This is a genomic window from Sulfuriflexus mobilis, from assembly GCF_003967195.1.
GTDB classification, from domain to species: Bacteria; Pseudomonadota; Gammaproteobacteria; order AKS1; family AKS1; genus Sulfuriflexus; species Sulfuriflexus mobilis.
Genome location: NZ_AP018725.1, coordinates 2,279,270 through 2,301,385, shown reverse-complemented (window position 1 = coordinate 2,301,385; position 22,116 = coordinate 2,279,270). Strand labels below are relative to the sequence as shown.

At 50.9% G+C, this 22,116-nt stretch carries 33 protein-coding genes; 23 read left to right on the top strand and 10 right to left on the bottom strand.

What is annotated here, in order from left to right; all coding sequences use genetic code 11:
* The first annotated feature begins 39 nt into the window (after positions 1-39).
* On the top strand, positions 40-330 hold the full coding sequence (locus EL386_RS11285; protein ID WP_126456277.1) for a hypothetical protein: 291 nt from the start codon (positions 40-42) through the stop codon (positions 328-330).
* 19 nt (positions 331-349) lie between these two features.
* On the opposite strand, the gene EL386_RS11280 is transcribed toward EL386_RS11285, so the two are convergent.
* On the bottom strand, positions 350-1,339 hold the full coding sequence (locus EL386_RS11280) for an integron integrase (protein WP_126456275.1): 990 nt from the start codon (positions 1,337-1,339) through the stop codon (positions 350-352).
* Between the two features lie 151 nt (positions 1,340-1,490).
* Between EL386_RS11280 and EL386_RS11275 the strand changes: the two genes are divergently transcribed.
* From EL386_RS11275 to EL386_RS11200, 16 genes are all read left to right on the top strand, one after another.
* On the top strand, positions 1,491-1,817 hold the full coding sequence (locus EL386_RS11275) for a hypothetical protein (protein ID WP_126456273.1): 327 nt from the start codon (positions 1,491-1,493) through the stop codon (positions 1,815-1,817).
* 97 nt (positions 1,818-1,914) lie between these two features.
* Entirely contained in the window at positions 1,915-2,214 is a 300-nt protein-coding gene (locus EL386_RS11270) for a hypothetical protein (RefSeq protein ID WP_126456271.1), read from the top strand.
* A gap of 81 nt (positions 2,215-2,295) precedes the next feature.
* Positions 2,296-3,006 carry a hypothetical protein gene (locus EL386_RS11265; protein ID WP_126456270.1) on the top strand — a complete coding sequence of 237 codons (711 nt, stop codon included), beginning with the start codon at positions 2,296-2,298 and terminating at the stop codon, positions 3,004-3,006.
* Between the two features lie 95 nt (positions 3,007-3,101).
* Positions 3,102-3,473 carry a transposase gene (locus tag EL386_RS11260; protein ID WP_126456268.1) on the top strand — a complete coding sequence of 124 codons (372 nt, stop codon included), beginning with the start codon at positions 3,102-3,104 and terminating at the stop codon, positions 3,471-3,473.
* The gene (locus EL386_RS11255; RefSeq protein ID WP_126456266.1) at positions 3,470-4,324 is read left to right on the top strand and encodes an IS3 family transposase; all 855 of its coding nucleotides are present in this window, start codon (positions 3,470-3,472) and stop codon (positions 4,322-4,324) included. The genes EL386_RS11260 and EL386_RS11255 overlap by 4 nt, the downstream gene beginning before the upstream one ends.
* Before the next feature lie 69 nt (positions 4,325-4,393).
* Positions 4,394-4,996 carry a YdeI/OmpD-associated family protein gene (locus EL386_RS11250; protein ID WP_126456264.1) on the top strand — a complete coding sequence of 201 codons (603 nt, stop codon included), beginning with the start codon at positions 4,394-4,396 and terminating at the stop codon, positions 4,994-4,996.
* Positions 4,997-5,113: 117 nt separating this feature from the next.
* Positions 5,114-5,512, top strand: a complete 399-nt coding sequence (locus EL386_RS11245; protein ID WP_126456262.1) for a phosphate-starvation-inducible protein PsiE — start codon at positions 5,114-5,116, stop codon at positions 5,510-5,512.
* Between the two features lie 71 nt (positions 5,513-5,583).
* Positions 5,584-6,015: a GNAT family N-acetyltransferase gene (locus tag EL386_RS11240; RefSeq protein ID WP_172597714.1), complete on the top strand. Its 432-nt coding sequence runs from the start codon at positions 5,584-5,586 to the stop codon at positions 6,013-6,015.
* A 137-nt stretch (positions 6,016-6,152) separates the two neighbouring features.
* Positions 6,153-6,620 carry a GyrI-like domain-containing protein gene (locus EL386_RS11235; RefSeq protein ID WP_126456258.1) on the top strand — a complete coding sequence of 156 codons (468 nt, stop codon included), beginning with the start codon at positions 6,153-6,155 and terminating at the stop codon, positions 6,618-6,620.
* A gap of 134 nt (positions 6,621-6,754) precedes the next feature.
* Positions 6,755-7,477: a ZIP family metal transporter gene (locus EL386_RS11230; protein WP_126456256.1), complete on the top strand. Its 723-nt coding sequence runs from the start codon at positions 6,755-6,757 to the stop codon at positions 7,475-7,477.
* Between the two features lie 120 nt (positions 7,478-7,597).
* Positions 7,598-8,179, top strand: coding sequence for a M23 family metallopeptidase (locus EL386_RS11225; protein WP_172597713.1), 582 nt, complete (start codon positions 7,598-7,600; stop codon positions 8,177-8,179).
* 90 nt (positions 8,180-8,269) lie between these two features.
* Complete coding sequence (locus EL386_RS11220) at positions 8,270-8,557, top strand: encapsulin-associated ferritin-like protein (RefSeq protein WP_126456252.1); 288 nt, start codon at positions 8,270-8,272, stop codon at positions 8,555-8,557.
* Between the two features lies 1 nt (position 8,558).
* Positions 8,559-9,332, top strand: a complete 774-nt coding sequence (locus EL386_RS11215; RefSeq protein WP_126456250.1) for a substrate-binding periplasmic protein — start codon at positions 8,559-8,561, stop codon at positions 9,330-9,332.
* A gap of 136 nt (positions 9,333-9,468) precedes the next feature.
* A complete protein-coding gene (locus EL386_RS11210) occupies positions 9,469-9,906 on the top strand; it encodes a DsrE family protein (protein ID WP_172597712.1) in 438 nt (145 codons plus the stop codon).
* Between the two features lie 77 nt (positions 9,907-9,983).
* Positions 9,984-10,592 carry a hypothetical protein gene (locus EL386_RS11205; protein WP_126456246.1) on the top strand — a complete coding sequence of 203 codons (609 nt, stop codon included), beginning with the start codon at positions 9,984-9,986 and terminating at the stop codon, positions 10,590-10,592.
* A 77-nt stretch (positions 10,593-10,669) separates the two neighbouring features.
* Complete coding sequence (locus tag EL386_RS11200) at positions 10,670-11,710, top strand: thioredoxin family protein (RefSeq protein ID WP_126456244.1); 1,041 nt, start codon at positions 10,670-10,672, stop codon at positions 11,708-11,710.
* Positions 11,711-11,730: 20 nt separating this feature from the next.
* Here the strand turns inward: EL386_RS11200 and ttcA are convergent, their stop codons facing one another.
* The gene (gene ttcA / locus EL386_RS11195; protein ID WP_232020198.1) at positions 11,731-12,543 is read right to left on the bottom strand and encodes a tRNA 2-thiocytidine(32) synthetase TtcA; all 813 of its coding nucleotides are present in this window, start codon (positions 12,541-12,543) and stop codon (positions 11,731-11,733) included.
* A 4-nt stretch (positions 12,544-12,547) separates the two neighbouring features.
* Positions 12,548-12,889: a DUF1820 family protein gene (locus EL386_RS11190; RefSeq protein WP_126456240.1), complete on the bottom strand. Its 342-nt coding sequence runs from the start codon at positions 12,887-12,889 to the stop codon at positions 12,548-12,550.
* A 117-nt stretch (positions 12,890-13,006) separates the two neighbouring features.
* Here EL386_RS11190 and EL386_RS11185 point away from each other — a divergent pair, with 117 nt between their 5' ends.
* Positions 13,007-13,282 (top strand): hypothetical protein, encoded by a 276-nt coding sequence (locus EL386_RS11185; RefSeq protein ID WP_126456238.1) that lies wholly within the window; start codon positions 13,007-13,009, stop codon positions 13,280-13,282.
* A gap of 279 nt (positions 13,283-13,561) precedes the next feature.
* Here EL386_RS11185 and EL386_RS11180 read toward each other — a convergent pair whose 3' ends face one another.
* Positions 13,562-13,756: an Alvin_2107 family globule sulfur oxidation protein gene (locus tag EL386_RS11180; RefSeq protein ID WP_126456236.1), complete on the bottom strand. Its 195-nt coding sequence runs from the start codon at positions 13,754-13,756 to the stop codon at positions 13,562-13,564.
* Between the two features lie 249 nt (positions 13,757-14,005).
* Between EL386_RS11180 and EL386_RS11175 the strand changes: the two genes are divergently transcribed.
* Complete coding sequence (locus EL386_RS11175) at positions 14,006-14,353, top strand: gamma-butyrobetaine hydroxylase-like domain-containing protein (protein ID WP_126456235.1); 348 nt, start codon at positions 14,006-14,008, stop codon at positions 14,351-14,353.
* Between the two features lie 205 nt (positions 14,354-14,558).
* On the opposite strand, the gene EL386_RS11170 is transcribed toward EL386_RS11175, so the two are convergent.
* The gene (locus EL386_RS11170; RefSeq protein WP_126456233.1) at positions 14,559-15,458 is read right to left on the bottom strand and encodes a TraB/GumN family protein; all 900 of its coding nucleotides are present in this window, start codon (positions 15,456-15,458) and stop codon (positions 14,559-14,561) included.
* A gap of 54 nt (positions 15,459-15,512) precedes the next feature.
* Here EL386_RS11170 and EL386_RS11165 point away from each other — a divergent pair, with 54 nt between their 5' ends.
* Genes EL386_RS11165 through EL386_RS11155 form a run of 3 tightly spaced genes read left to right on the top strand, consistent with a single transcriptional unit; the run spans position 15,513 to position 16,893 of the window.
* Entirely contained in the window at positions 15,513-16,097 is a 585-nt protein-coding gene (locus tag EL386_RS11165) for a hypothetical protein (RefSeq protein ID WP_126456231.1), read from the top strand.
* Between the two features lie 37 nt (positions 16,098-16,134).
* Positions 16,135-16,464, top strand: a complete 330-nt coding sequence (locus EL386_RS11160) for a hypothetical protein (protein ID WP_126456229.1) — start codon at positions 16,135-16,137, stop codon at positions 16,462-16,464.
* Positions 16,465-16,485: 21 nt separating this feature from the next.
* Entirely contained in the window at positions 16,486-16,893 is a 408-nt protein-coding gene (locus EL386_RS11155) for a hypothetical protein (RefSeq protein ID WP_126456227.1), read from the top strand.
* A gap of 195 nt (positions 16,894-17,088) precedes the next feature.
* Here the strand turns inward: EL386_RS11155 and EL386_RS11150 are convergent, their stop codons facing one another.
* Both EL386_RS11150 and EL386_RS11145 read right to left on the bottom strand, forming a co-directional pair.
* Entirely contained in the window at positions 17,089-17,781 is a 693-nt protein-coding gene (locus EL386_RS11150; RefSeq protein ID WP_126456225.1) for an MBL fold metallo-hydrolase, read from the bottom strand.
* A gap of 5 nt (positions 17,782-17,786) precedes the next feature.
* Positions 17,787-18,158: an antitoxin Xre/MbcA/ParS toxin-binding domain-containing protein gene (locus tag EL386_RS11145; RefSeq protein ID WP_126456222.1), complete on the bottom strand. Its 372-nt coding sequence runs from the start codon at positions 18,156-18,158 to the stop codon at positions 17,787-17,789.
* Positions 18,159-18,265: 107 nt separating this feature from the next.
* On the opposite strand from EL386_RS11145, the gene EL386_RS11140 reads away from it, so the two are divergent.
* A complete protein-coding gene (locus EL386_RS11140) occupies positions 18,266-19,096 on the top strand; it encodes a class I SAM-dependent methyltransferase (RefSeq protein WP_126456220.1) in 831 nt (276 codons plus the stop codon).
* Positions 19,097-19,316: 220 nt separating this feature from the next.
* Here the strand turns inward: EL386_RS11140 and EL386_RS11135 are convergent, their stop codons facing one another.
* From EL386_RS11135 to argF, 3 genes are all read right to left on the bottom strand, one after another.
* Entirely contained in the window at positions 19,317-19,997 is a 681-nt protein-coding gene (locus tag EL386_RS11135; protein ID WP_172597711.1) for a TIGR04211 family SH3 domain-containing protein, read from the bottom strand.
* A gap of 118 nt (positions 19,998-20,115) precedes the next feature.
* On the bottom strand, positions 20,116-21,165 hold the full coding sequence (locus EL386_RS11130) for an ABC transporter ATP-binding protein (RefSeq protein ID WP_126456216.1): 1,050 nt from the start codon (positions 21,163-21,165) through the stop codon (positions 20,116-20,118).
* A gap of 44 nt (positions 21,166-21,209) precedes the next feature.
* A complete protein-coding gene (gene argF / locus EL386_RS11125; protein WP_126456214.1) occupies positions 21,210-22,115 on the bottom strand; it encodes an ornithine carbamoyltransferase in 906 nt (301 codons plus the stop codon).
* Position 22,116 lies beyond the last annotated feature (1 nt).

Sequence of the window (22,116 nt, the reverse complement as noted above, 5' to 3'; positions counted from 1 at the left end):
GAGGGGGAGCTTCATGCTGCATTTCATACGGGGGGTGTCATGAAAACACGCTTACTGGGAGTTTTGTTGTGCTGTCTGTTGAGTGTCGGTATGTTGCATGCCGACGAACAATCACAGGCCGATGCCGCCGTCGCCAACACCCTGTTTGACTACGACGGCAGTGAGGAATACGCCACCTACAAAGTCAATGATGACGGCTCGGTAGACCTCATCTTCGCCAGCAACACACCGGACAAGCTATACGAAGACATACTTACTCAACTCCAGAGCCACCCGCACATCAGCAGCGTGCTGGCCAGCAAGGGTGGGCCGGTGTGCAAGTTGTTTTAAAGTCGTTCCAGCGGGCTTTTTACACCATTGCAACCTTTGCCCATGACATGGGTATACGACGTACAGGATGTACTAGTGTCGCGTGAGGCAGGACGCCGGGAGCGACCATCTGTGTCGTCTTGACGTCTTTATGACCGAGCAGTTCCTGCACGGTGCGAATATCGTAACCATCTTCCAGTAGGTGGGTAGCAAAGGAATGACGTAATGTATGCGTATTAACCATAGTTGATAAACCTGACGATCTCGCAGCATTTTTAATTGCTCGTTGGAGATTCCTTTCATAAAGATGGTGACGCCGAATAATCTTTGATCTTGGATCCTGAGAATGTTTTTTAGACGGGAACACCCAATGCCATGCCCATTCGGTTGCAGCATTGGGGTACTTTCTTCCCAAGGCGTCAGGCATTTCAACACCTGGAGCATTTTCTATCCGATCAATATCATATAGCGTACGAGAATACTCCAGTTGTTTCTTTAACGGTTCAATAAGTGTTGTTGGGAGAACAGTGGTGCGGTCTTTATTTCCCTTGCCACCACGAATATATATTTGTGAATAGGAGAAATCGACATCTTTGACGCGTAAACGTATTACTTCCATAAGCCGCATACCTGTACCGTACAACAATTTGGCCATAAGTCTGTGTACACCATGCATGTGACTTAGCAATAGTGTAACTGTTTCTCGATCCAGTACGACAGGAAGGCGTGCAGGGCGTTTTGCACGAATAACATCGTCTACCCAGGCAGGTTCAATGTTAAGCACTTTCTTATATAGGAATAACAGCGCAGAAAGTGCTTGATTCTGTGTGGAAGCTGCTACATGCTTTTCGACAGCGAGATAAGAAAGAAAGGACGCAATATGGCTAGCATCCATATCCCGAGGGTGGCGCTTATTATGGAAGAAAATATACCGCTTAATCCATTGAATATAAGACTGTTCAGTTCTCAGGCTATAACGATGCGTGCGCAGGGCATAAAGCACCTGGTCCATCAGGCGTGGCTCTTCCATGACTGCCTCCTTGCAGTTTTTTTAGTACGAAAAGACGTACTAATAGAAAATAACCCATTGATTATATTGAAATCAAGAGTTATTTTGGCCTAAAAGGCCGCTTTTAAACCGGCCTTTTAGGCCGTCTAATTATAGTTAGCCGTATAGAAAGATGAAGAAAGAATTCAGCATTTTGAAAGATCGGCCAGAGGTGCCAATCACCCTTACACGAGATTCTGTCGCGGCGGGAGACGATATTGATGCGCCACACGAAAAGAAAATAAAGATCAAATCATTTACTGATCCCGTGGTGTTGGCGCGCGAGGCGTCAACAAGTTATTTACCAAATGTAGCTGGTTCTGGTCACTCTTGGATTTGCGTACTAAACAAAATAGAAATTGCAGAAATTAAAACAAACGAAATACAGCCACTAATTAATGAGGCAGAATATAGTGATAAAAACAACATTCACTTTATCTATAAATCAGCGAGATATTAAGCCTGTAGCGGCTAACAAGTCGCTCGTTCGGACGCAAACTACGCTGCGCTTCGTTTGCGCCGCACAGCTTCAACGTTATAAGGCATGAAAGCATTAGATGTTTAGTCGAGACACGGTAAATAAATACGATGATGATACAGGCACGGTATATACGTGTCCTCATTGTGGTGAGTCAGTGAAATTCTATATCCGTGACTTTGATAAACACTGGAATAGCAAATATAGCAATCTAAAATCGGAAGATTTTAAGGGGGCGCCTGAAGGCAAAGGTTTTCTCGATTTTTATTGCCAAAAATGCAATACACCAACCACTGTTATTTTTAGTCTTTCTGCAGGCGGTCAGCACGGAGAGTATTGGTACACAGTTGAGAAGGTGGAAAATAACAATGCCTTATAACAAGTCGTTCGTGTGGGACCGTCTAAAGCGCTGTGCGCTTTATCCGCCCCCACAACTCTAACGTTAGGCAACAAAACCATTATGCGAAATTGGGAAACTGAAACTGGTCGATACATTAACCGCATTGAAAATGTTAGCGAGCTGCTAGATAAAGTATCTGAGCCACCAGTTCATATTCCTAAGGGCCCATTGACCAATCAACCGACAGAGCTCCAATCATATGTACATCGAGCTGTTCACTTTTTACAACTAGGTTCTTGGATTAGAGCAAGAGAAACAACGTCTGCAATTTTACAGTTATGGGAGCATGGCAATATATCTGCAGCCGCACCATTGGTTCGTTTAGTATATGAAATCTGGGCTGTAACTAACTTTCTTGTAATAAAGCTAGAGAAATATCAAGCTAATAAAAATATAGAAACGTTAGCAAAAGTTGTTAACAAAGTGTTTGAGGGGGCAAAAATAGAAATTCTTATGCCATGGGGCAGCCCTGCAACGGAAGCACCGGTCCACGTTTTAGACGCATTTCGTGAGTTATCAAATAGTCATAGCCATGCCATGAATAAATATGAGTATTTATGTGAATCATCTCACCCAAACTATCCGCGGTATATAGAGTTGTGGCTACTTGGTAAGGAAGGTGATAATTGGACTAATGATAAAGTATTTAACCGTGGTCACGAATTATTAGAAAGCACAACATCCGCACTAGAAGAAGCGGTTACTGGTTTAAATATAAGTATCGAAAAAGGTTTTGAGTTATGTGGCGAATACTACAAATTAAATGCCTAACAAGGCGCTCAAGCAGGGACGCGAAAAAGCGTCGCGCTGAACTAGCACCACTTTGATGGACAGTCATATGACTAAAACATCAAAGGGTAAAGGCAATGGGACAAACCAGGAAGCGTCATTACGATCGATATACACTTGAGTTCAAAGAGCAAGCCGTTAGGTTGGCTGGCCATCCAAACGTTACAGCCATGGATATTGCCGACACATTAGGGATCCATGTGGTCATGTTGTATCGGTGGAGAATGGAGCTAAAGAACGGCACCCTACGTGAGAATAAACACATGAAGAAAAGCGCCGCCCCGCCTAAAAAAGTCAAAAAACGTACTGATCCGACCAAGGCAAAAGAAGATGAACTGACAAAAGCCAACAAACGCATTAAGGCATTGGAGCGGTCATTGGCCTCTCGGGAAGAGGAGCTTGATATATTAAAAAAAGCCCAGCGGTTCTTCGAGAAAACAAAACGATGATCTTTGCGTTTATCGAGAAGAACCGGCACCAATATAAAGTTAGACGACTCTGTGAGTTATTTAATGTCTCCACCAGTGGCTGCTATGCTTGGCGTGAACGCCCTGTCAGTGCCCATCGGCAGCATGATGAACAACTCAAAGCGTTGATCAGGGAGCTGCATCAAGGCTATCGACGCGCCTATGGTGCGGCACGACTGCATCAAGAACTTCGCCATAAAGGCTATCACTGTAGCCGCAGACGTATAAACAGACTGATGCGTGAGATGGGTATAAAAGCTTCTACAACGGGTTTATATGCGTGGCGGCCAGGACAGCATGTTTTTTATTCCTCAACAGGCAATCAATTATCAAAACTGGCTAAGTCGACTGAGGCGGGTGAGCAATGGGTCGGTGATTTTACTTATATCAAAACAAAAACGGGCTGGTTTTATCATGCGGTGGTGCTGGATTTATTTAGCCGCAAAGTCGTGGGTTGGTCATTTAGCCGAAAACGTAATGCCGAGTTAACGAAAAGCGCATTAAGGATGGCGCTGCATCGCTATCCACCGAAATCGGGTTGTCTGTTCCATTCAGACCAGGGTATTGAATATGCGGCGCATGAATACCGTGACATGGTTGAAGGTGCTGGGTTAGTGCGCAGCATGAGTCGTAAAGGCAATCCATTGGATAATGCGTTTGCGGAATCTTTCTTCCATACGATGAAGGCAGAACTTATCCATCATAAGTTATTTGAAAATGAAATTGAGGCGGTAGCGCATATTGTAGAGTTTACAGAGTTCTATAATCGAGAGCGATTACACTCAGGTATAGGCTATCAATCTCCCGATAATTATGAAAAACTGTGTGCGTAAAAGTGTCCACAAAAGTGGTGCCAGTTCACGTCTTTTAGCTCAACCGTTATGCCAAGAGAATCTGATTTCATGCCTAAACCCGATGCACCTAAAGCGATGACCTTTAAGTCACCAAAAGAGCTGAGTAAGTGGCTGCAAGCGAACCATGCCACCGAAAGCGAACTTTTGATCAAGATGTTCAAAAAGGGATCTGGGATTCCGAGCGTGAACTGGAACGAAGTCGTGATTGAGTCGCTGTGCTGGGGGTGGATTGACGGTGTCAAGAAGTCACTCGATGACCAAGCCTACCTTCAACGGATTACTCCGAGAAAAGCTCGAAGCAATTGGTCAAAGAGGAATACCGAACATGTCGATCGCTTGATAACTGAGGGACGGGTGAAGGAGCCGGGGCTTGTGCATGTTCGTGCGGCGAAAGAGGACGGTCGTTGGAAAAACGCCTATACCACTAGTGAGATGAAGGTTCCAGCGGACTTTCTAGCCGCTCTTGAGAGCATGCCGAAGGCGAAACAGTTCTATGAGACGCTAACCAAATCCAATCGCTACGCAATTGCTTATGGATTGGAATCTGCAAAGAAACCTGAAACCAGACAGAGGAGGTTCAAAAAATTCATGGATAAGCTAATCCGCAAAGAGAAGCCTGACCTTGGCTTCAACAAGGGGAAAAAGGCATAATAATAGGTTCAAGTTGACTCCGAGAACCCGCGCGTTTTTTGCAAAGAACGCAAAAAATTCGCCCGTTCTCTCCGCAACTTAACCAGGCGTTAGCTGCAAAAAAATAGGAATAAATAAATGAGCAAGTTAAAAGAATCTGGATATAAAGCTCTAGTTTTAGTTGAAGATATTGGACTATTAATTATTGCTTTATCAACTGTTATTGCAATTAGTTTTGAAGTTGTAGAAATGTTCAAGGCTATGAAAGTGACACTTGCAGATTTATTATTGCTTTTTATATATCTTGAAGTATTAGCAATGGTTGGAATATATCTTAAAACGGGGAAGTTACCTGTTCGCGTTCCGCTTTATATTGCGATAGTGGCGATAGCTCGCTATATGATACTTGATATGAAGAACTTAGATACATTAAGAGTGCTTGGTCTCACTGGTGCTGTGCTAATTCTTGCTATATCTATACTTGCAATTAGATATGGTCACACTAAGTTCCCATATGATAATACAAAAAACAGCTAACAGGTCTTTCAAAAATGACGCGATAAAGCGTCGCGCCTTTTAACTAAAACGTTATGTGTAAAAATAAAAACATGAACATAGTGCCTTGCTTAACAGAACATATAAAAACTTGTGCATCCTTGTTAACACAAGTTTATGCTGAACCAGAGTATGAAGAAAACTGGAAGCATGCTGATGCATACAATTATATCAAAAGATTTTATGAAATAGAGCCATCTGGTTGTTTCGTGGCAATTATCAATAATGAAATAGTTGGTGCAATATTTTCATATTCATATCCTTGGCAATCTGAAACATTGGTATATATTCAAGAGCTATTTGTTTCAATAAAACATAGAAATAAAGGCATTGCTAAACCATTATTAAATAGTGCGGGTAACGGAAAAAATGCCAGGGCTTGGCTAGTAGCTAACGAAAATACTAGCGCATCAGGTTTTTATGAAAAAATGGGGTTCAAAAAGGATAGTCCTTATAAATTTAATTATGGCGCAATTAACACATAACAAGTCACTTAAACCGCTGCGCAAAAAACGCGCAACTTGGACAGTTAACCGCTCGCTTTGCTCACAGTTAATTGCTATTTAACTCAACCGTTAGGCGAATAACACTCAAAGAGAGTAGTTATAAAGGAGGAAAGAAAATGTCATTTAGATGTGAACTTGTGGAACTTGCCCCCCAGCCTGCATTGTCAATTCGTATGAGAGCTGCCGCAGAAGATTTGCCGCAGATTTTTGGCAAAGGGTATGGCGAGATAGCTCAGTATCTAGGGGAAGTTCAGGCGCAGCCTGCAGGACCTCCATTTGCTATATATTACAATATGGATATGCAAGACTTAGATGTGGAATTTGGCTTTCCTATTTCCACGAATCTTACGGGAAGAGACAACATACACTCTAATGAAACACCAAGCGGGAAATCAGTATCCTGTCTTCATATTGGTCCATATAGTGACGTAGAATCTACATACAATGCGCTTTTCAAATGGATTAAAGATAGTGGCTATGAGGCAACTGGGGTAGCATACGAAATGTATTTGAACGATCCAGATCAAACACCGCCAGAAAAATTAGAAACCAAGATCTTTCTGCCAATCAAGACTGGTCGATAGAAAGAAAATTGAAATATGCCCTCGCCTAACAAAAGGCTAGAGAGGGACTTGTTACCGCGTCGTTCCGCTGCGCGACACTCTGCAGTAACAAAACCCTCAGCCTAGCCGTTATATACCCGACCTACCCACGAAAAATGGATGATGTGATAAAAATAATTCTGTATACCCTGGGTGCAGGCGCATGCATTCCGCTGGGGGGAATGCTTGCGAAGATTGAACGGATTCGCCCCGGGTGGCTGGAAAATGAGTTTCGGCATTCTATTATCGCTTTTGGCGGCGGTATTTTAGTTGCCGCCGTCGCTTTGGTGCTTGTGCCGGAGGGTATTGAATATGTCGATCACGCTGTATTAAGTGTGATCTTTTTGCTCTCTGGGGGGCTTTGTTTTTTTGCCCTGGAACGTTTCCTGGGGACGCGGCGTCGGGAAAAGCCACAATTTACTGCAATGCTGTTGGATTATGTGCCGGAGTCATTGGCCTTAGGTGGTGCCTTCGCAATAGGCGCCCAATCCGCACCCTTGCTAGCATTATTTATAGGGTTACAAAATATCCCTGAAGGATTTAATGCTTACCGTGAATTACGTTCTACGCAACAGTTTAACGGTCGGCAAATCCTTGTTTTTATGTTATTGCTTGTGCCATTAGGACCGGTTATCGCCATTCTCGGCTGGGTATATTTTAGTCATAACGTCCTGCTCCTGGGTGCAACAATGTTGTTTGCGTCCGGCGGGATCCTGTATTTAATTTTTCAGGATATTGCCCCCCAGTCGCGTATGCAACGTCATTGGGCGCCACCTTTAGGGGCTGTGCTGGGATTTAGCGTAGCAATGCTGGGCAATAATATACTGTTGGGTGTTTAATGAGCGACTCAGTCAGACGCGCGAAAAACACCTGCCTGTTGGTATAATAGTGATGCCTGAATAGTGACATGCATGCGCCCCGTTAGAATTCACAGCCCGGTGAAGGGAACCTGGTCATTTATGAACCCGCCCGGACACCATCCTGATGCAAAAGACTTCGTCGCCGTGAATGCGCAGGGTGCGCCATATAATCGCCTCAGGGTCTTGCAACACCTGTTTTATAAACTACGCGTGACAGACACCTATGCATGGGGCAAAGAGGTGTTTTCTCCCTTTAGCGGGCTTGTGCTTAAAGCCGAAAATACCGCCCCTGACAGGATTTATCTGAACCTGGTACACGACCTGGTTAAGGGTTTGGTGCTGGCCAGAAGACTCCGGAACAAAGATGTTGGCTATTTCTTGGGTAATTACGTCGTGATAGAGTCAGAAGACGGTGTGCTCGCGGTATTTGCACATCTACAGCAGGGAAGTATGACGGTAAGTGAAGGACAGAGCGTGAGGGCGGGCGAGTTAATTGGCAAAGTGGGCAACTCGGGTAACACCATCCAGCCTCATCTGCACTTTCAACTCATGCGAGAATACGACTTGCGCAGGGCGACGCCGGTTCCATTTGTGTTCGATTCCTGCGAAGTTACTAAGAATGGCGCATGGGAAATGATAAATTCAGCGTTGCCAGGTAATTATGAAAAATTTAGGGTATAAAGGCCCTAACCGGCGCTCAAGCGGTTATCGTTAGATGACTGGTCTGGCGAGGAAAAGTAGACACCATGAGGTTATTTACAGGAGAGAACCATGTCAAATGAAGGTTACCATGAACCCATTGATGAGCTGACTGATGCAACACGCGATATGCATCGCGCCATTACATCCCTAATGGAAGAACTGGAGGCCGTCGACTGGTACAACCAGCGGGTGGATGCCTGTAAAGATGCTGAGTTAAGGGCAATCCTCGCGCATAACCGAGACGAGGAAAAAGAACATGCCGCCATGGTTCTGGAGTGGATACGCCGACAGGACCCGGCTATGGATAAAGAGTTAAAGGACTATCTTTTCACGGATAAACCTATAGCGCACAAATAAGATGCTGTGGAATACAGTGAAACACCGCTGGCTGCTTGTGGCGTTTATCCTCACGTTTGTTGGCCTGCCGTGGCAGAGTGTCCGCGCGGATGATGAGCCGGCCGGCTACGTGGTGGGTGTCGAGAATGAGGATTACTTTCCCCACTATCGCTATCTGGATGGCCGTTACAGTGGCTATGGCCGGGACCTGCTGGATGCCTTCTCCCGGTGGGCCGGTGTGACGCTGCAGTATCGGGGCCTGACGGTAAACCGCCTGTTCGATGCGTTGCTATCCGGAACAGTCGATCTCAAGTACCCGGCCAATCCGGCCTGGCATACTGGGCAGAAACATGGTGCCCGTGTGGCGTATAGCCAGCCGGTGGTGACCTATGTCGAAGGTCTGATGGTGCGCCCGCAACGGCGTGGTGCGGGCCTGGTGGCGGTGAAACGTATTGCCATCCTGCGCGGTTTTACCCCCACCGGCTACGAGGCCCAACGCAATGCCGGCACTGTCGAGTTCCTGGCATTCGACACCACTGCTGATGTGCTGCGGGCAACCCTTGATGGCCGCAGTGATGCGGCCTACGTCGAACGCTCGGTGGGTGAGTACATCTTGCGCGAGGTGCTTAAGCGGCCCGGTGCCCTGGTGTTTGATACCTCCGTACCCTCTACCCGTGGAGATTTCCTGCTGGCCTCGACACGCCACCCGGAATTGATCAGGCTGTTCAACCGTTTTCTTAACGCGCAACGGGCAGAGGTGGAGAAAATAAGGAAGCACTACAGGCTGGACTATTAAGCCGCCGACGAGGGCGTGCCGGCCTGAAACGGCCAGATGGATACGGTTGGTGCACTATGGCCTGTCAGGCCTTGATGCCGTGGTTTTTTTGCGTATTGCCCGTCATACCCAACCTTGAATGAGCAGGACACCGTCTATGAAAAGAATTCTGGCTATGCTGGTCATCGTGATGCCGACGATGTTTGTCTCCGACACCCTCTGGGCGGCACCCGCCGACACGACGGCGCCAGTCCCCTTTGTTATGCAGCTGACGCGCTCCGGCGAGGGGTTCTCGCATCGCCGTGCCTTATTACAGATTGCCAAGGTGCTGGATGATATCGGCGAAGACAAGGTGCACATTGAGGTAGTGGCCTATGAGGGCGGGATATTATCGCTATTGAAAAATAATGAACAAACGGCCGGACTGCTCGCGGCCCTGAACCGCCGTGGTGTGGTATTCAAGGCCTGTCGTATCAGCATGCGTGCCAGTGAGCTGGTAGACGACGATTTTCCCCTTGAAGTCGAGTTTGTCCCGGCCGGTGCGGTGGAGATGATCCGCCTGCAAATGGAGGGCTACCGCTATTGGCGGCCCTGAATATTAAATAATTCCGGCGATCTGACGATATAGATAGGGAAGCCCTCATTCCAGCAGGGCCATTAAGGGTAGTTGCTGTGGCATATAGAATTCTTCAAGTCATGGGCCTGTGTGCGGCATTATTGCCCCCGGCGGCCTCCCTGGCCGATATGATTGACCTCATCGACGAGGTCGGCGCGACTCCGGCGGAGGCCATGATCTATCTCCAGGGGAAAAAGGTCAGCCTCGACGAGGCCACGCAGGACAAGGTCTCCGCTGCATTGAGGACCTTGCTGGAGTCCTGTCGTGCCGATTCCAAGACCCGCGCAAGCCTGTTCCGTAAATACAATAAGGACTATCCTTTTAACTGGGACAGGGCGACCGACCCCTTACGCGGGGTGTCCTATATACAGGCCTCGTTGGGCAAACTGGAAAAACTTCGCGCCGGCAACAAGAATGTCTACGCCAAGCACCTGCTGCTGGAGACTCCGGCGGGTAATTGGCCACGGAAATATATGGTGGCCTATGACGGCAGCACGGCCATCCAGTTTACCAAGTGCTCGGGCCTGGTGACGGTGGATATCATCTGTATGCCGGAGATACGTGAACACCTGCCGGCGAGTTATGCGCCGGCCTGCAAGGTGATACCGGACATGAAGGATGAGGCGGATAAGGTCATGCATGAGGCAGAGGAGGAGACTCGCTAGGCATCGGTATTGATACCCCCTTGCGTCGGCAGTCGGCTCTGCCATACTCTGCAACAACGCGTGACGAGGGCGAAACAATGCGAAACCTGTTTGTCTTTATCGTGATACTGACCCTGGGGCTGCCGGTCTTCGCCGCAGAGGCCCCCGCCGCCGCGCCGAAACGTGGCGAGTTTAAAGGCGCGCACTTTGTCGATATGCCCAGCTGGTTCAAACAGTCCTTTCTGGATGTGAGGGCCGACGTCGAAGAGGCCACCGAGTCCGGCAAGCGCTTAATGCTGTATTTCCACCAGGATGGCTGTCCCTACTGCGCCAAGCTGGTGAATGACAATTTCACCCAGAGCCGGGAAGTCGTGTCTTATACCCAGCAACACTTCGATGTTATCGACATGAACATGTGGGGTGACCGTTCTGTGGTCGACCTTGATGGCAAGGACTATAACGAAAAGACCTATGCCGCCGGCCTCAAGGTCTGGTTTACGCCGACCATCCTGTTTTTTAACGAGCAGGGCAAGGTCATCCTCCGCATTAACGGCTACTATGACCCGGCGAAGTTCATGCACGTGTTGCGTTATGTCGCCGAGAAACACGAAACCCGCATGACTTTTGCGGAGTATTATCAGCAGTTCACCACACCAAAGGTCCACGCGGCCCTCAACAGCGAAGCGTTCTTTAGTAACCCCCCTTACGACCTGGCGAGCCTGAGTAAGGGCGAAAGACCCGTGGCCGTGTTTTTTGAGCAGTCTGGCTGTAGCGAATGCGACCGGATGCATCAAACCACACTGAAAGACCCGGACACGCTGGCGGTCATTAACGGTTTCCACGTCATCCAGCTCGACCGCCATGCCGATACCCCGTTGCTGACGCCGACGGGGGAGAAGACCACGGCCAGGCAGTGGGCGGATAAACTGAATATCGCCTATGCGCCCTCGGTAGTGCTGTTTGATGGCGGCAAGGAGGTCATCCGCATTGAGGCCTTCCTCAAGACCTTCCACGTGCAGTCGGTATTCGACTATGTGTTATCGGGTGGTTACAAGACCGAGGGCAGTTTCCAGCGTTATATCGAGCACCGTGCCGGCCGTATCCGCGCGACCGGCAAGACCGTCGACCTGTGGAAATAGGCCAGGCGTCTGTCTGACCCCTAACCCTGCTTGAGCAGGTCGATGCCTTCTACGGCGTCGAGTAATTCCTCTTCCAGACCCTTGAAATCAAAATGCGCGTGGTCCATGAGTTGGCTGGGGCTGATATTGCCCATGGCGGCGAGGATGTTGCCGGGGATCTTCGGGTTATCACTGGCGAGGCCGCGAATCAGTTCCTTCACCTTTTGCCGGGTCATGTTTTCCTGTGTGCCGCAGAGGTTGCAGGGGATGATCGGGAACTGCTGTTGTTCGGCATACTCGGCGATGTCGGCCTCCTGGCAGTAGGCCAGTGGGCGAATGACGATATGCTTCTTGTTGTCGGTGAGCAGTTTCGGTGGCATCGAGCGTACCGAGCCGCTGAACATGATCGACATGAGCAGGCTTTCAATCATGTCATCGCGGTGGTGGCCGAGGGCGACCTTCACAAAGCCGTTGCGCTCGGCATAGGTGTAGATGTTGCCGCGGCGCAGGCGTGAACACATCGAGCAATAGGTCTTGCCCTCCGGGACCTTATCAATGACCACCGAATAGGTATCACGGGTGAGGATCTCGTAATTAAAACCCTTGTCATCGAGCCAGTCACGCAGACTGCTGTCGTCCCAGCCCGGCTGGCTCTGGTCGAGGGTGAAGGAAAATACCTCGAGTTTCTTGTGCGCGCGCAGGGCCAGTTTGTGCAGCAGTTGCAGCAAGGTGAAGGAGTCCTTGCCACCCGACAGGCAGACCATGATCCGGTCACCGGTCTGGATCATGTTGTAGTCGGCAATCGCCTTGCCCATGTAGTGGAGAAGTTTCTTTTCCAGTTTGTTGTAGGCCATCGGTTTAGTCCTGTTTGTTGCCCGGCGTATGGGCAGCGGGGCTGGCGGAGAAACTATAGACATCCTCGGCCTTGCCATCAAAGGCGACGATCCTGGCGGTGCCGCGCTTTTCGACCTCGTCAATACGTACTACCGCATGCATAGGGATATAACTACGCTTGACGGCACCGAACTCGTCTTTGAGGCGCTCTTCGCTCGGGTCGATGAGCACGCCACTGTGCTCGCCGAAGACGAACTCCTCGATCTCGATAAAACCAAACAGGCTGCTCTGTTGAACCTGGCGGGCATAGACCTCGTAGACCCTGGACTGGTTTACAAAGACGACTTTGAAGAGTGGCTGTGCCATGCTGGTAACCGCATTACTGGAAAAAGGTCGCATAGGATACCACAGCCGAGTGGCTTGTCGAGGCGGAGTTCAGGCACTATATTCTTTGAGAAACAGTTAGTTAAGTGGGGAGGAAACGTGATCTACATTACTGGAACGGTATTTATGGCCTGCGCCTTGTTTGCGCTCTACCTGCCGCTGCGTGGCTGGCAGGTCTGGCAGGGGCGTTTTCGCTACTGGGTCGTGCTGCCGCTGTTGCCACCGCTGGCACTGACGGTCTACCTGGTCAGGGGCATGCTGCAGACCCCGCCAGTGCACCGCGTCGAACCGGGCTTGTTGGTGATCACCGTATTGGCCAGCCTGATACTCTCCGCCGTGCTGTGGCTGATTCACGAAAGGCGTAAGGGTAATTGATGATGGCCTGGCTCACAGAACCCTTCGTGTTCATTGTGAGTCGTAGGGTGCGCTTTGCGCGCCATGGTTTGCTCGCCAGAATCACTATCCGTTCCTGTTTTTATTTTCTGGTGCGCAAAGCGCACCCTACTTGAGACCCTATAATGATGGTCGATAGGCTAAGATTGCATGCCAATCATTAATCACCAAAATCACCAATCTACCAAAATCACCAATCTATTGGACGAGCAATAAAAAAGGCAGCCTAAGCTGCCTTTTTAACCAACATGGGAAAGAAACTTATTTCTTATACTTACCCATGTTGTCAGTCTTCTTTTCCTGACCGTCATCATAACCTGCCTGGTAGGCTTCAGTGATGCGCTGCTCTTCACGAAGAGGGTTCTGAAGATAGCCGCTCATCCAGCCGTCCATGTATTCCGGGTCAATACCATCTTTTTCCATGGCAGTAACGGTGTCGTAATAGCTTTGCTCCATAAATTTCTCCTAAGCAAGATTATGAATCTATGGTGTTAATAATCAGGGTGCAAATTGTAGAGACTACGCGTCCAACATGCAATATTAGAATATTACATACTTACTAAATTACTCTGAAAAATGTGTCGCATTGTATAAAGTTTGCCCACCTGTTGGGTAACTCATTAATATTCAAAGAAAAGTTCAGTCATCGCGGTGGCGCGGCCCGGTCTGGCATGTAACTAACTGTTTATCATTGAATTATTGGGTATGAACAGGGGTGAAGAAGACCACAGGCCGTTACCGGTCGAGCTTACGCTGCACCAGGCCTGCCGCATACTGGAGGTGTCATTTGTTGATGGCAAGGTCTTCAGTCTGCCCTGTGAGTACCTGCATGTATGTTCACCGGTCGCCGATGCGCGTGATGCCGGGCAACTCTGTTCGGCAAGGAAAATGTCTCGATTACGGCCATTAAGCCGGTCGGTGGCTACGCCGTGCTGCGGGATGGCGATGAGATCGCCATGGTGGCCCAGAATGCCGACGCAGACTGACTGGATTGATGAATGTAAACAAGTAAGTTGGATGAAGAGTAATACGGCGTTCTTTCTGCGTAATTGATTTTCAGTAGGGTGCGCTTTGCGCACCGGAAAATGAAACAGGAACGGATATTAATATCGGCGAGCAGACCATGGTGCGCAAAGCGCACCCTACATTCGGTGCTTCGCGCAGAGGATACAAAGATGTGAAGGAGATGACAGCTTTATTTTTGGTTTCCTTAGTGGTCTTTGCGTCTTTGCGTTGTAAGAATTAATACAGCTCTTTATCAATAGATCGCTTTTATCATATAACCTTGCCGTTCGAGCAGGTTCAACAGGCCCTGTTCACCGGCCAGGTGCAGGGCGCCGACGGCGATAAAGGCATTGCCTTCTCTCAACCTCGGTTGCATGCGTTGCAGCATCTTCTGGTTGCGTTCATCAAGCAGTTTGTTCATGAATCGCTCAGCGGCCGGGTCATCGCCTGGTAGTTGTTCATTACTGATTCTTTCCAGTTGTGCGAGATCCCGATCCAGCCAGGCACGGCGCAGTTTTTCAAACTGGGCGGGGAGCTGGTCGAGATCGGCGAGGGTGTGGGCGAGCATCTTCTTCTGGTCAGCGGGGCTCATGGAATCGAATATGGAGAGCTGTTCCTCGTAACTCTCCAGGGCGTGGGTCTGCATGCCGCGCTGGCTGGCGATGTTGTAGAGTTTCAGGTCAAGAAACTCGCCACTTTTCTGCTTTGGCACGCTCAGGGTCATCATCACCGCCCAGGGCTTCATAATCGCGACCATCTGCGGTGGCATACCGTGCCCGGCCATGGCCTGGCTGGCCTCCTTGTAGAGCTTGTCACCAATGGCCTGTTGCAGGGTCTGGCCATCGGAGAAGAACATGCGCATCATCGAGGCGCGCAGGGTCTGTGGGTCGGGCACGAGCTCCAGGGTCATGGAGCGCGAGCGGGCGATGGCCTGGCTGATACTCGGGTGCAGGTTGGTGATGCGCGGGTCATCGACATGGATGGTGCCGAACAGATAACTGGTCTTGCCCTGTGGGGAATCGAGCTGCCAGAGAATGCCCTTGCCCTCTGCGGGCAGGAAGGTGATCGTGGGTTCGGCCTGCACCACGGCCGCCAGTAACAGGTGCAGACCAAACAGCAAGCGGCCGAGGGGGACAGTCAGTTTCCTTTGCATTGGGGTTCCATCCTATAATCCGGTCTTTATGTGTCACGCAGGTTAATAGTCACCATGTCCAGCTTAGCCGATAACCGCCTGGTGTTGTACCCACGAGAATCGACGACGGTAGTATCCGAGAGGGTCCTCGAAGAGGCCCTGCGCGGAATCGATTTTATCGCCGAGCCCTTTATGATCGAGGGTGAGAAGCGTTACTTTGCCGGGGAGCGCTTTATCGAGCATGTGAGTTTTCTCGGTTGCAGCCCACATATCAACCTGCAACCGGCCGAGGCCGGGCAGGAGTATGATACCGAGTTTTGTCATGTCTCCCTGTTAGTTGCCGATGCGCCCTTATTCCTGGCCGGTGATAACCTGGGTGCACCGAGCTGTCCTTCCTGCCGCAAGCGCCAGCAGGGCGGGCAACTGACGATTAGCCCCTGGCAGACCGTGAGCGAGGGCATGTGCTGGCAGTGCGAGCACTGCGGGCAGGAGCACGCCTACACAGCCCTGAACTGGCGGCGGACGGCGGCCGTGGCACGGACCAGCGTGCACATCTGGGGCGTACACGAGAGCGAGGCCGTGCCGAATGAGTCCCTGTTGAACTGCCTGCGGGCGCTGGATGTCGGTGAGTGGGAGTATTTTTACCGCGTAACACGGTAAACTGTGTCACTACGTACTCAGAATCCGGGAAGTCATTATGCAACAGCTAAAGGCCTTTATGCTCTATATAGGTGAATTACGGACGATGTTGATTGCCACCGCGGTGATCTGCATAGCCTTTATCCCGTTCACCAATGACGAGATTCGTCTTGAGGGCTGGGGGCTGTTCCCGGATGTACTGGCCCCGGTGGTGTCGTTTATGCTGGTGTTTGGCATACTGCTCGACATGCTCATGAGCCGTGTCTTTCAGACAGATAGTGAGGGTGAGGCACGGAAAAAATTTGCCTTTATCTTTAAGCTGGAAGGCATGGTGCTGCTGGTCTTGATTGGTTTGTGGGCACCGTTCTTTTATCGTGCCCTGTCCTGAATGTTATGTGGCGCATAATCGATGAGCCGCGCCCATTGCCCCTTTCGTAAAACCATTCTTGGCAGTGGCTGCCGCTGCAGTCAGGCTGCCATGGCACACCTGCCAACGGGGTGCAGCGTGACCTGTGCCTCGCCGGATGCCTTTGGACAGTGCGAACAGCTTCTCGAACATATGATTAATGCCGCGCAGTTTGCCCTGCAGTATGTCAAAGGTACGGATAGCCTGACCCATGGCAAGTTGATGAGGGTACAGCACGGGGGGTTGCAGGGCCTGCAGGTGCTGGTAAAAGAAACGGAACAGCCTATTAGTGATATTCATGCCCTGCTCAACGAAGCAATAGCCCATTACGGTGCGATCGAGGACATTCCCGCGGAAGCCTTATTGCCTTATATCAAGGCGCACCAGAACAAGAAACGGAAAAGAGGTTGATGAATTTTCTAAAAGCCCAACGCCGAGACGCGAAGAACGCAGAGAAAAATAATTATTGTGGCTGGCACCACTTGTTTTACTCAAGGTTCTAACTACTTTCCTAACATTTTTTATTTTCATTCTCGCCGGAGAGAAAGAATATTTTTTACTTCCTTTGCGCCTTCGCGTCTCTGCGTTGGGCGTTTTATTAAAAGATCAGCGCTTCAACACGGGGTGGTAAGGCGTGCTGCGGATACGATCGTGTTCATGCATGCGGTAATCGATAAACTCCCCGGCCTTGTCGAAGTGCATGAACGGATTACCCTCAAGCTGCTCCTGCATGGTCGAGACGGTTTTGTCACCGTAGTTATGCCCGGGGTGGATGCAGGTGCAGGCCGGTAGTTTCCCAAGTTTCTTTAGTGTGTTGTACATGACATTCGGGTCGCCCCCGTGCAGGTCACAGCGGCCGCAACCGAAGACAAACAGGGTGTCGCCGGTGATCAAATCGTCACCGAGCTGGTAACAGGCCGAGCCGGGTGTGTGACCGGGCGTATGCAGCACCTTTATTTCGGTGTCACCGAGTTGGATGATGTCGCCGCCATGATGCAGGCTGGGATGTTCGAGTTCGCTGTTCCAAAACTGCGCCTCGGCCTTGAGCAGGTGTAACTGTGCATCATAGTGCTCGAGCACCGCGTTGATACCGTTGATGTGATCGTAATGACTGTGCGTGAGGAGGATGTCGGTGATCGTCACGCCAGCTTCTTTGGCACGCTGGATGATGGCGTCGACATCCCAGGCGGGGTCGACCACGGCCGCACGTTTAGAGGCCTTGTCTTCAATGAGGTAGACAAAGTTCTCCATCGGCCCGAGTTCTATGGCCTCGATAGTGAACGGAGTCTTGTCAGGCATCGGTTTTACCAGCTGTTACCCGTGAGTTGGTCGGCCACGGTCTGCATGCCATCATGGCCGTGAGCAAGCATGACCTCAAGCGGGCTACGCTCCTGCAGTTGTATATTGGGTGTGGTCACCCAGTAGTCTGCCATGTCACCGTTATGCGGGTACAAGGTCTGCAGGGTATGGTGAATTTCAAAAATGCTGTGGATCCGCTGCATCTGGCCGGGGTCTTCCTCAACCACGCCGTCACCGCGACGCATACGCTTGAGTATACGCGGGTGCATGTCCGGCAGGTCGAGCAGTTGCAACTGGGCGCTGTGTTCAATACGCCATTTGTCGAGGATGCGTAATGCCTCGCTTAACAGCAAGGGGCTATTGTTTAGGTTTGACATGATATGATTTACAACAGAAAGAATGAGGTCTAATTATACTGCCCTGCCAGCGTAGGGCACAAGTTGGCTATAGTTACTGATTTATATAAAATTTCTATGAGGTTGGTATGCAATTGGAAGAACAACAGGCGCGCACGGCACATGTTTTTGATGTCGTCGCCGGGGGCTATGACCGTGAGGCATTGCGTTTTTTCCCCTTCAGTGCCGACTGCATGATCGAGTCCCTGCGCCCGTTACCGGGCTGGCGGTTGCTGGATGTGGCCACGGGAACGGGTGTGGCAGCACTCTCGGCAGCGCGCCTGATCGCCCCGAAGGGGCGTGTGCAGGGCATCGATATCTCTGCCGGCATGCTCGACCAGGCCTTCGCCAATGTACAACGAGCCGGCCTCAACAATATCGACCTGCAGGAAATGGATGCCATGGAGCTGACGTTTCGTAATGACTACTTCGATGCCCTCATGTGTTCCTTCGGTATTTTCTTTTTCCCCGATATGCAGCAGGCCTTGCGTGGCTGGCAACGCGTCATGAAACCGGGCGCACCGATCGTGCTCACCACCTTTGCCGAAGACGCCTTTCAGCCATTGATGGATAATTTCCTTGGCCACTTGCAAGGCGAGATTCCAGACCTTGGCCTGGATGCCCTGCAGCATGTCGCAACGCAACAGGCCTGCGAGGAATTATTGTCTGCGGCCAGCTATGAAAATATAGAGGTCAGTGAGAAGAATATGGGTTATCACCTGCGCAACGTCGATGAGTGGTGGGAGGTGCTCTGGCACACGGCCCTGCGCGGGCTGCTTATGCAGTTACCGGCCGATGCCCTGGCGCGGCTGCGCAGCAGGCACCTCGAAGAGATAAAACAGCATGAAGTGAAAGACGGGCTCTGGTTGAACGTGAATGTCCTGTTCAGCCGCGCCGAGTGTCCCGCTCGAGATGGATGATTTGTACAAGGATGTACTTATGCCGTGAAGGCCATGGATGATGTACATGGACGTACGAATGTCACGTGAGGGCAGGAGCCCGAAGTGACTGGCCGGGAACGGCTTGCTGAATGTAGTAGGGTGCGCTTGCGCACCAGAAAAATAAAAACAGGAACTGATATTAATTCTGGCAATCAAATCAGGGTGCGCAAGCGCACCCTGCATTCATCATTCATCAATGTCATAGTGATAACGAGCTACCACTCCAGTCAGAATTACGACGCCAGCGGATGCGGGTGATAATGATGCCGAACAGTATACTGATAAACACGACCCCGGCACCGACCATGAACCAGTTGCGTTCAGCCCGGCTTTTCAGCCTGACATTTTCCTGACTTAGCAGCTTGACCTCGCTTAGACGCGTAGCGAGTTCGTCACGCAGTTGTTCATTGTTTTTCTCGATGTCCAGTGGCCGGGCAGAGACACGCCTGAGTTGCTGCAGTTGCTGATCCATTTTTTGCGCGCTCTGCTTGAGCTGATCACGTTGTTGTTCCACAGTAGTGCGTGCGCGCTGCAGTTCGGCAAGTTGCTTTTTCAGGCGAGTGTTCTCTTCACGATATTTCTCGGTGGTGTTGAGTGCTGCCTCAAGTGCATCGCGGGCGATTGGGGTGGTGCTCAGGTACTGGGATAATACCCAGCCCTGCATCTCGCCAGCCTGGACGTGGGCATACTGTTTGCCATCGTTTTCCACCTCTTCGAGGACATTGAGTCTGGCGCCGGAGCGGATCAGTTTGACGATCTGATGCTGGTTGCTGGGGCCACTGCGCACCGTAATGATGAGTTCATCGACCACATAACGGGTATCGGCGATGAGGTGTGTGCTTCCCAGCAGCAGGACGATAAAAAATAACCACCTGTTCACGACGTTCTCCTTCCGGATGCCCAGATTATTATTCGGAATAACTGAAAGGTATTGTAGTTGCAGATACAGGGTTTAAAGAGTGCTACGGTTCACAGTTTAACGCAAGTCTGTGCGGATTTCAGGCCTTGTGCGGGAAGGCCACCATATGATCGGCGGCGATGCGAATGGCGACCTCTTCACCGATGCTGTGGTCATGGTGGCTCGGGAACATGGAAAGGATGCGGCTGCCGGTAGGCAGTTGCAGGGTGTACATGATCTCGGCACCCTTGAAGGCCTTGTTGATGACCTTGCCGAGCAGGGGGCTGTTGCTATCGGGGACGATATCATCAGGGCGTAGCAGCAGATCGACCCGACTGCCCTGTGGCCATTCGTAGGCACGGTTGCCACTAATGTTGCCGACCTCGGTCTTGATGGTATCCGGGGCGAGCAGTTCACCGGGCAGGAACACACCCTGACCGATAAAGTCGGCGACAAAGCGGTTGGCCGGTTCGTGATAGAGGTTGTAGGGCGTATCCCATTGCATGATGCGGCCCTCATGCATGACGCCGATCTGATCACCGATGGCAAACGCCTCGTTTTGATCATGGGTGACGAGGATGGCAGTAATGCCCTGGCCCTTGAGGATGTTACGCACATCGATGCTCAGGCGTTCACGCAATTCCACGTCGAGATTGGAAAAGGGCTCATCGAGCAGGATGACATCGGGGTTCGGTGCCAGGGCGCGCGCCAGGGCCACGCGTTGTTGCTGGCCACCGGAAAGTTCATGCGGATAACGGTCGCCATAACCACCCAGACCGACGACTTCGAGCATATCCTCGGCTATGGTTTTCATGGCTAGCTTCGACAGACCACGCAGGCCAAAGCAAATATTCTGGCACACCGTCATGTGCGGGAACAGGGCGTAGTCCTGAAAGACCATGCCGAGGTTACGTTTGTGCGGGGGCACGGATACCGTAGGCGAGGACAGGAGCTTTCCCGCCAGCGTGATACTACCGGCATGAATTTGTTCGAAGCCGGCGATGGCGCGCAGCACCGTGGTCTTGCCGCAACCACTGGGCCCGAGCAGACAAATGATATTACCCTCGTTGACGTGCATCGACAGGCCGCTGACTGCCGGCCTGTCGTCATAGCGGCAATCGATGTCCTTGAGTTCGAGAAGTGGTTTCATGCGTTGAGTATAGAGGCTTTAAGCAAAACTATTAAACCGGAGGTTTAACGCATGAGGAATTCGAGCAGGGCCTTTTGCGCATGCAGGCGGTTTTCCGCCTCATCCCAAACCACACTCTGCGGGCCATCAATGACCTCGGCAGTGACCTCTTCACCACGGTGTGCAGGCAGGCAGTGCATGAACAGGGCATTGTCATGGGCCTGTGCCATGACCTCGGCATTGACCTGGTAGTTGTCAAAGGCCCGGGCACGACCGTCGGTCTCGTTTTCCTGGCCCATGCTCGCCCAGACGTCGGTGACCACCAGGTCGGCGCCTATGCTGGCTGCAAGCGGGTCACGCATGACCTCGACGCGGTCGGCGGCAGCCTCGACAATCGTTGTATCCGGTTCGTAACCTTGTGGACAGGCGATGCGTAGTTTGAAGTCAAATAGCTGTGCGGCATTAATATAGGAATGGCACATGTTGTTGCCATCACCGATATAGGTCACGGTCTTACCCTGAATGCAGCCACGGTGTTCGATGTAGGTTTGCACATCGGCGAGCAGCTGGCAGGGGTGATAGCTGTCGGTGAGGGCATTGATCACGGGCACCTGTGAGTACTCGGCGAACAGTTCGATCTTTTCATGTTCGAAGGTCCGGATCATGATGATATCGACCATGCGTGACAAGACGCGGGCACTGTCTTCTATCGGCTCACCACGGCCGAGCTGGGTATCGCGCGGCGAGAGGAAGATCGCCTGGCCACCGAAGTGCGCCATGCCTGTTTCAAAGGAGACACGGGTACGGGTCGAGGACTTCTCGAAGACCATGCCCAGCACCTTGTTTTTCAGCGGTTCGTAAAGAACATCACCGGTCTTGTGCTGGCGTTTGAGTTCAATGGCGCGATCGATCAGCGCCTGTGCCTCATTCGGTGCCAGGTCCAGGAGGGTTAAAAAGTGTCTGACGGCCATG

What these genes read in the sequence shown, in the direction of transcription:
- EL386_RS11150 (WP_126456225.1), bottom strand. Translation starts at nt 17,781, where the DNA reads ATGCCTGACAAGACTCCGTTCACTATCGAGGCCATAGAACTCGGGCCG.
- EL386_RS11275 (WP_126456273.1), top strand. Translation starts at nt 1,491, where the DNA reads ATGAAGAAAGAATTCAGCATTTTGAAAGATCGGCCAGAGGTGCCAATC.
- EL386_RS11160 (WP_126456229.1), top strand. Translation starts at nt 16,135, where the DNA reads ATGCAACAGCTAAAGGCCTTTATGCTCTATATAGGTGAATTACGGACG.
- EL386_RS11265 (WP_126456270.1), top strand. Translation starts at nt 2,296, where the DNA reads ATGCGAAATTGGGAAACTGAAACTGGTCGATACATTAACCGCATTGAA.
- EL386_RS11170 (WP_126456233.1), bottom strand. Translation starts at nt 15,458, where the DNA reads ATGCAAAGGAAACTGACTGTCCCCCTCGGCCGCTTGCTGTTTGGTCTG.
- EL386_RS11165 (WP_126456231.1), top strand. Translation starts at nt 15,513, where the DNA reads ATGTCCAGCTTAGCCGATAACCGCCTGGTGTTGTACCCACGAGAATCG.
- EL386_RS11140 (WP_126456220.1), top strand. Translation starts at nt 18,266, where the DNA reads ATGCAATTGGAAGAACAACAGGCGCGCACGGCACATGTTTTTGATGTC.
- EL386_RS11235 (WP_126456258.1), top strand. Translation starts at nt 6,153, where the DNA reads ATGTCATTTAGATGTGAACTTGTGGAACTTGCCCCCCAGCCTGCATTG.
- EL386_RS11260 (WP_126456268.1), top strand. Translation starts at nt 3,102, where the DNA reads ATGGGACAAACCAGGAAGCGTCATTACGATCGATATACACTTGAGTTC.
- EL386_RS11255 (WP_126456266.1), top strand. Translation starts at nt 3,470, where the DNA reads ATGATCTTTGCGTTTATCGAGAAGAACCGGCACCAATATAAAGTTAGA.
- EL386_RS11240 (WP_172597714.1), top strand. Translation starts at nt 5,584, where the DNA reads ATGAACATAGTGCCTTGCTTAACAGAACATATAAAAACTTGTGCATCC.
- EL386_RS11145 (WP_126456222.1), bottom strand. Translation starts at nt 18,158, where the DNA reads ATGTCAAACCTAAACAATAGCCCCTTGCTGTTAAGCGAGGCATTACGC.
- EL386_RS11180 (WP_126456236.1), bottom strand. Translation starts at nt 13,756, where the DNA reads ATGGAGCAAAGCTATTACGACACCGTTACTGCCATGGAAAAAGATGGT.
- ttcA (WP_232020198.1), bottom strand. Translation starts at nt 12,543, where the DNA reads ATGGCCTACAACAAACTGGAAAAGAAACTTCTCCACTACATGGGCAAG.
- EL386_RS11155 (WP_126456227.1), top strand. Translation starts at nt 16,486, where the DNA reads ATGAGCCGCGCCCATTGCCCCTTTCGTAAAACCATTCTTGGCAGTGGC.
- EL386_RS11200 (WP_126456244.1), top strand. Translation starts at nt 10,670, where the DNA reads ATGCGAAACCTGTTTGTCTTTATCGTGATACTGACCCTGGGGCTGCCG.
- argF (WP_126456214.1), bottom strand. Translation starts at nt 22,115, where the DNA reads ATGGCCGTCAGACACTTTTTAACCCTCCTGGACCTGGCACCGAATGAG.
- EL386_RS11190 (WP_126456240.1), bottom strand. Translation starts at nt 12,889, where the DNA reads ATGGCACAGCCACTCTTCAAAGTCGTCTTTGTAAACCAGTCCAGGGTC.
- EL386_RS11250 (WP_126456264.1), top strand. Translation starts at nt 4,394, where the DNA reads ATGCCTAAACCCGATGCACCTAAAGCGATGACCTTTAAGTCACCAAAA.
- EL386_RS11220 (WP_126456252.1), top strand. Translation starts at nt 8,270, where the DNA reads ATGTCAAATGAAGGTTACCATGAACCCATTGATGAGCTGACTGATGCA.
- EL386_RS11270 (WP_126456271.1), top strand. Translation starts at nt 1,915, where the DNA reads ATGTTTAGTCGAGACACGGTAAATAAATACGATGATGATACAGGCACG.
- EL386_RS11230 (WP_126456256.1), top strand. Translation starts at nt 6,755, where the DNA reads ATGGATGATGTGATAAAAATAATTCTGTATACCCTGGGTGCAGGCGCA.
- EL386_RS11285 (WP_126456277.1), top strand. Translation starts at nt 40, where the DNA reads ATGAAAACACGCTTACTGGGAGTTTTGTTGTGCTGTCTGTTGAGTGTC.
- EL386_RS11225 (WP_172597713.1), top strand. Translation starts at nt 7,598, where the DNA reads ATGAACCCGCCCGGACACCATCCTGATGCAAAAGACTTCGTCGCCGTG.
- EL386_RS11130 (WP_126456216.1), bottom strand. Translation starts at nt 21,165, where the DNA reads ATGAAACCACTTCTCGAACTCAAGGACATCGATTGCCGCTATGACGAC.
- EL386_RS11210 (WP_172597712.1), top strand. Translation starts at nt 9,469, where the DNA reads ATGAAAAGAATTCTGGCTATGCTGGTCATCGTGATGCCGACGATGTTT.
- EL386_RS11215 (WP_126456250.1), top strand. Translation starts at nt 8,559, where the DNA reads ATGCTGTGGAATACAGTGAAACACCGCTGGCTGCTTGTGGCGTTTATC.
- EL386_RS11175 (WP_126456235.1), top strand. Translation starts at nt 14,006, where the DNA reads ATGAACAGGGGTGAAGAAGACCACAGGCCGTTACCGGTCGAGCTTACG.
- EL386_RS11280 (WP_126456275.1), bottom strand. Translation starts at nt 1,339, where the DNA reads ATGGAAGAGCCACGCCTGATGGACCAGGTGCTTTATGCCCTGCGCACG.
- EL386_RS11245 (WP_126456262.1), top strand. Translation starts at nt 5,114, where the DNA reads ATGAGCAAGTTAAAAGAATCTGGATATAAAGCTCTAGTTTTAGTTGAA.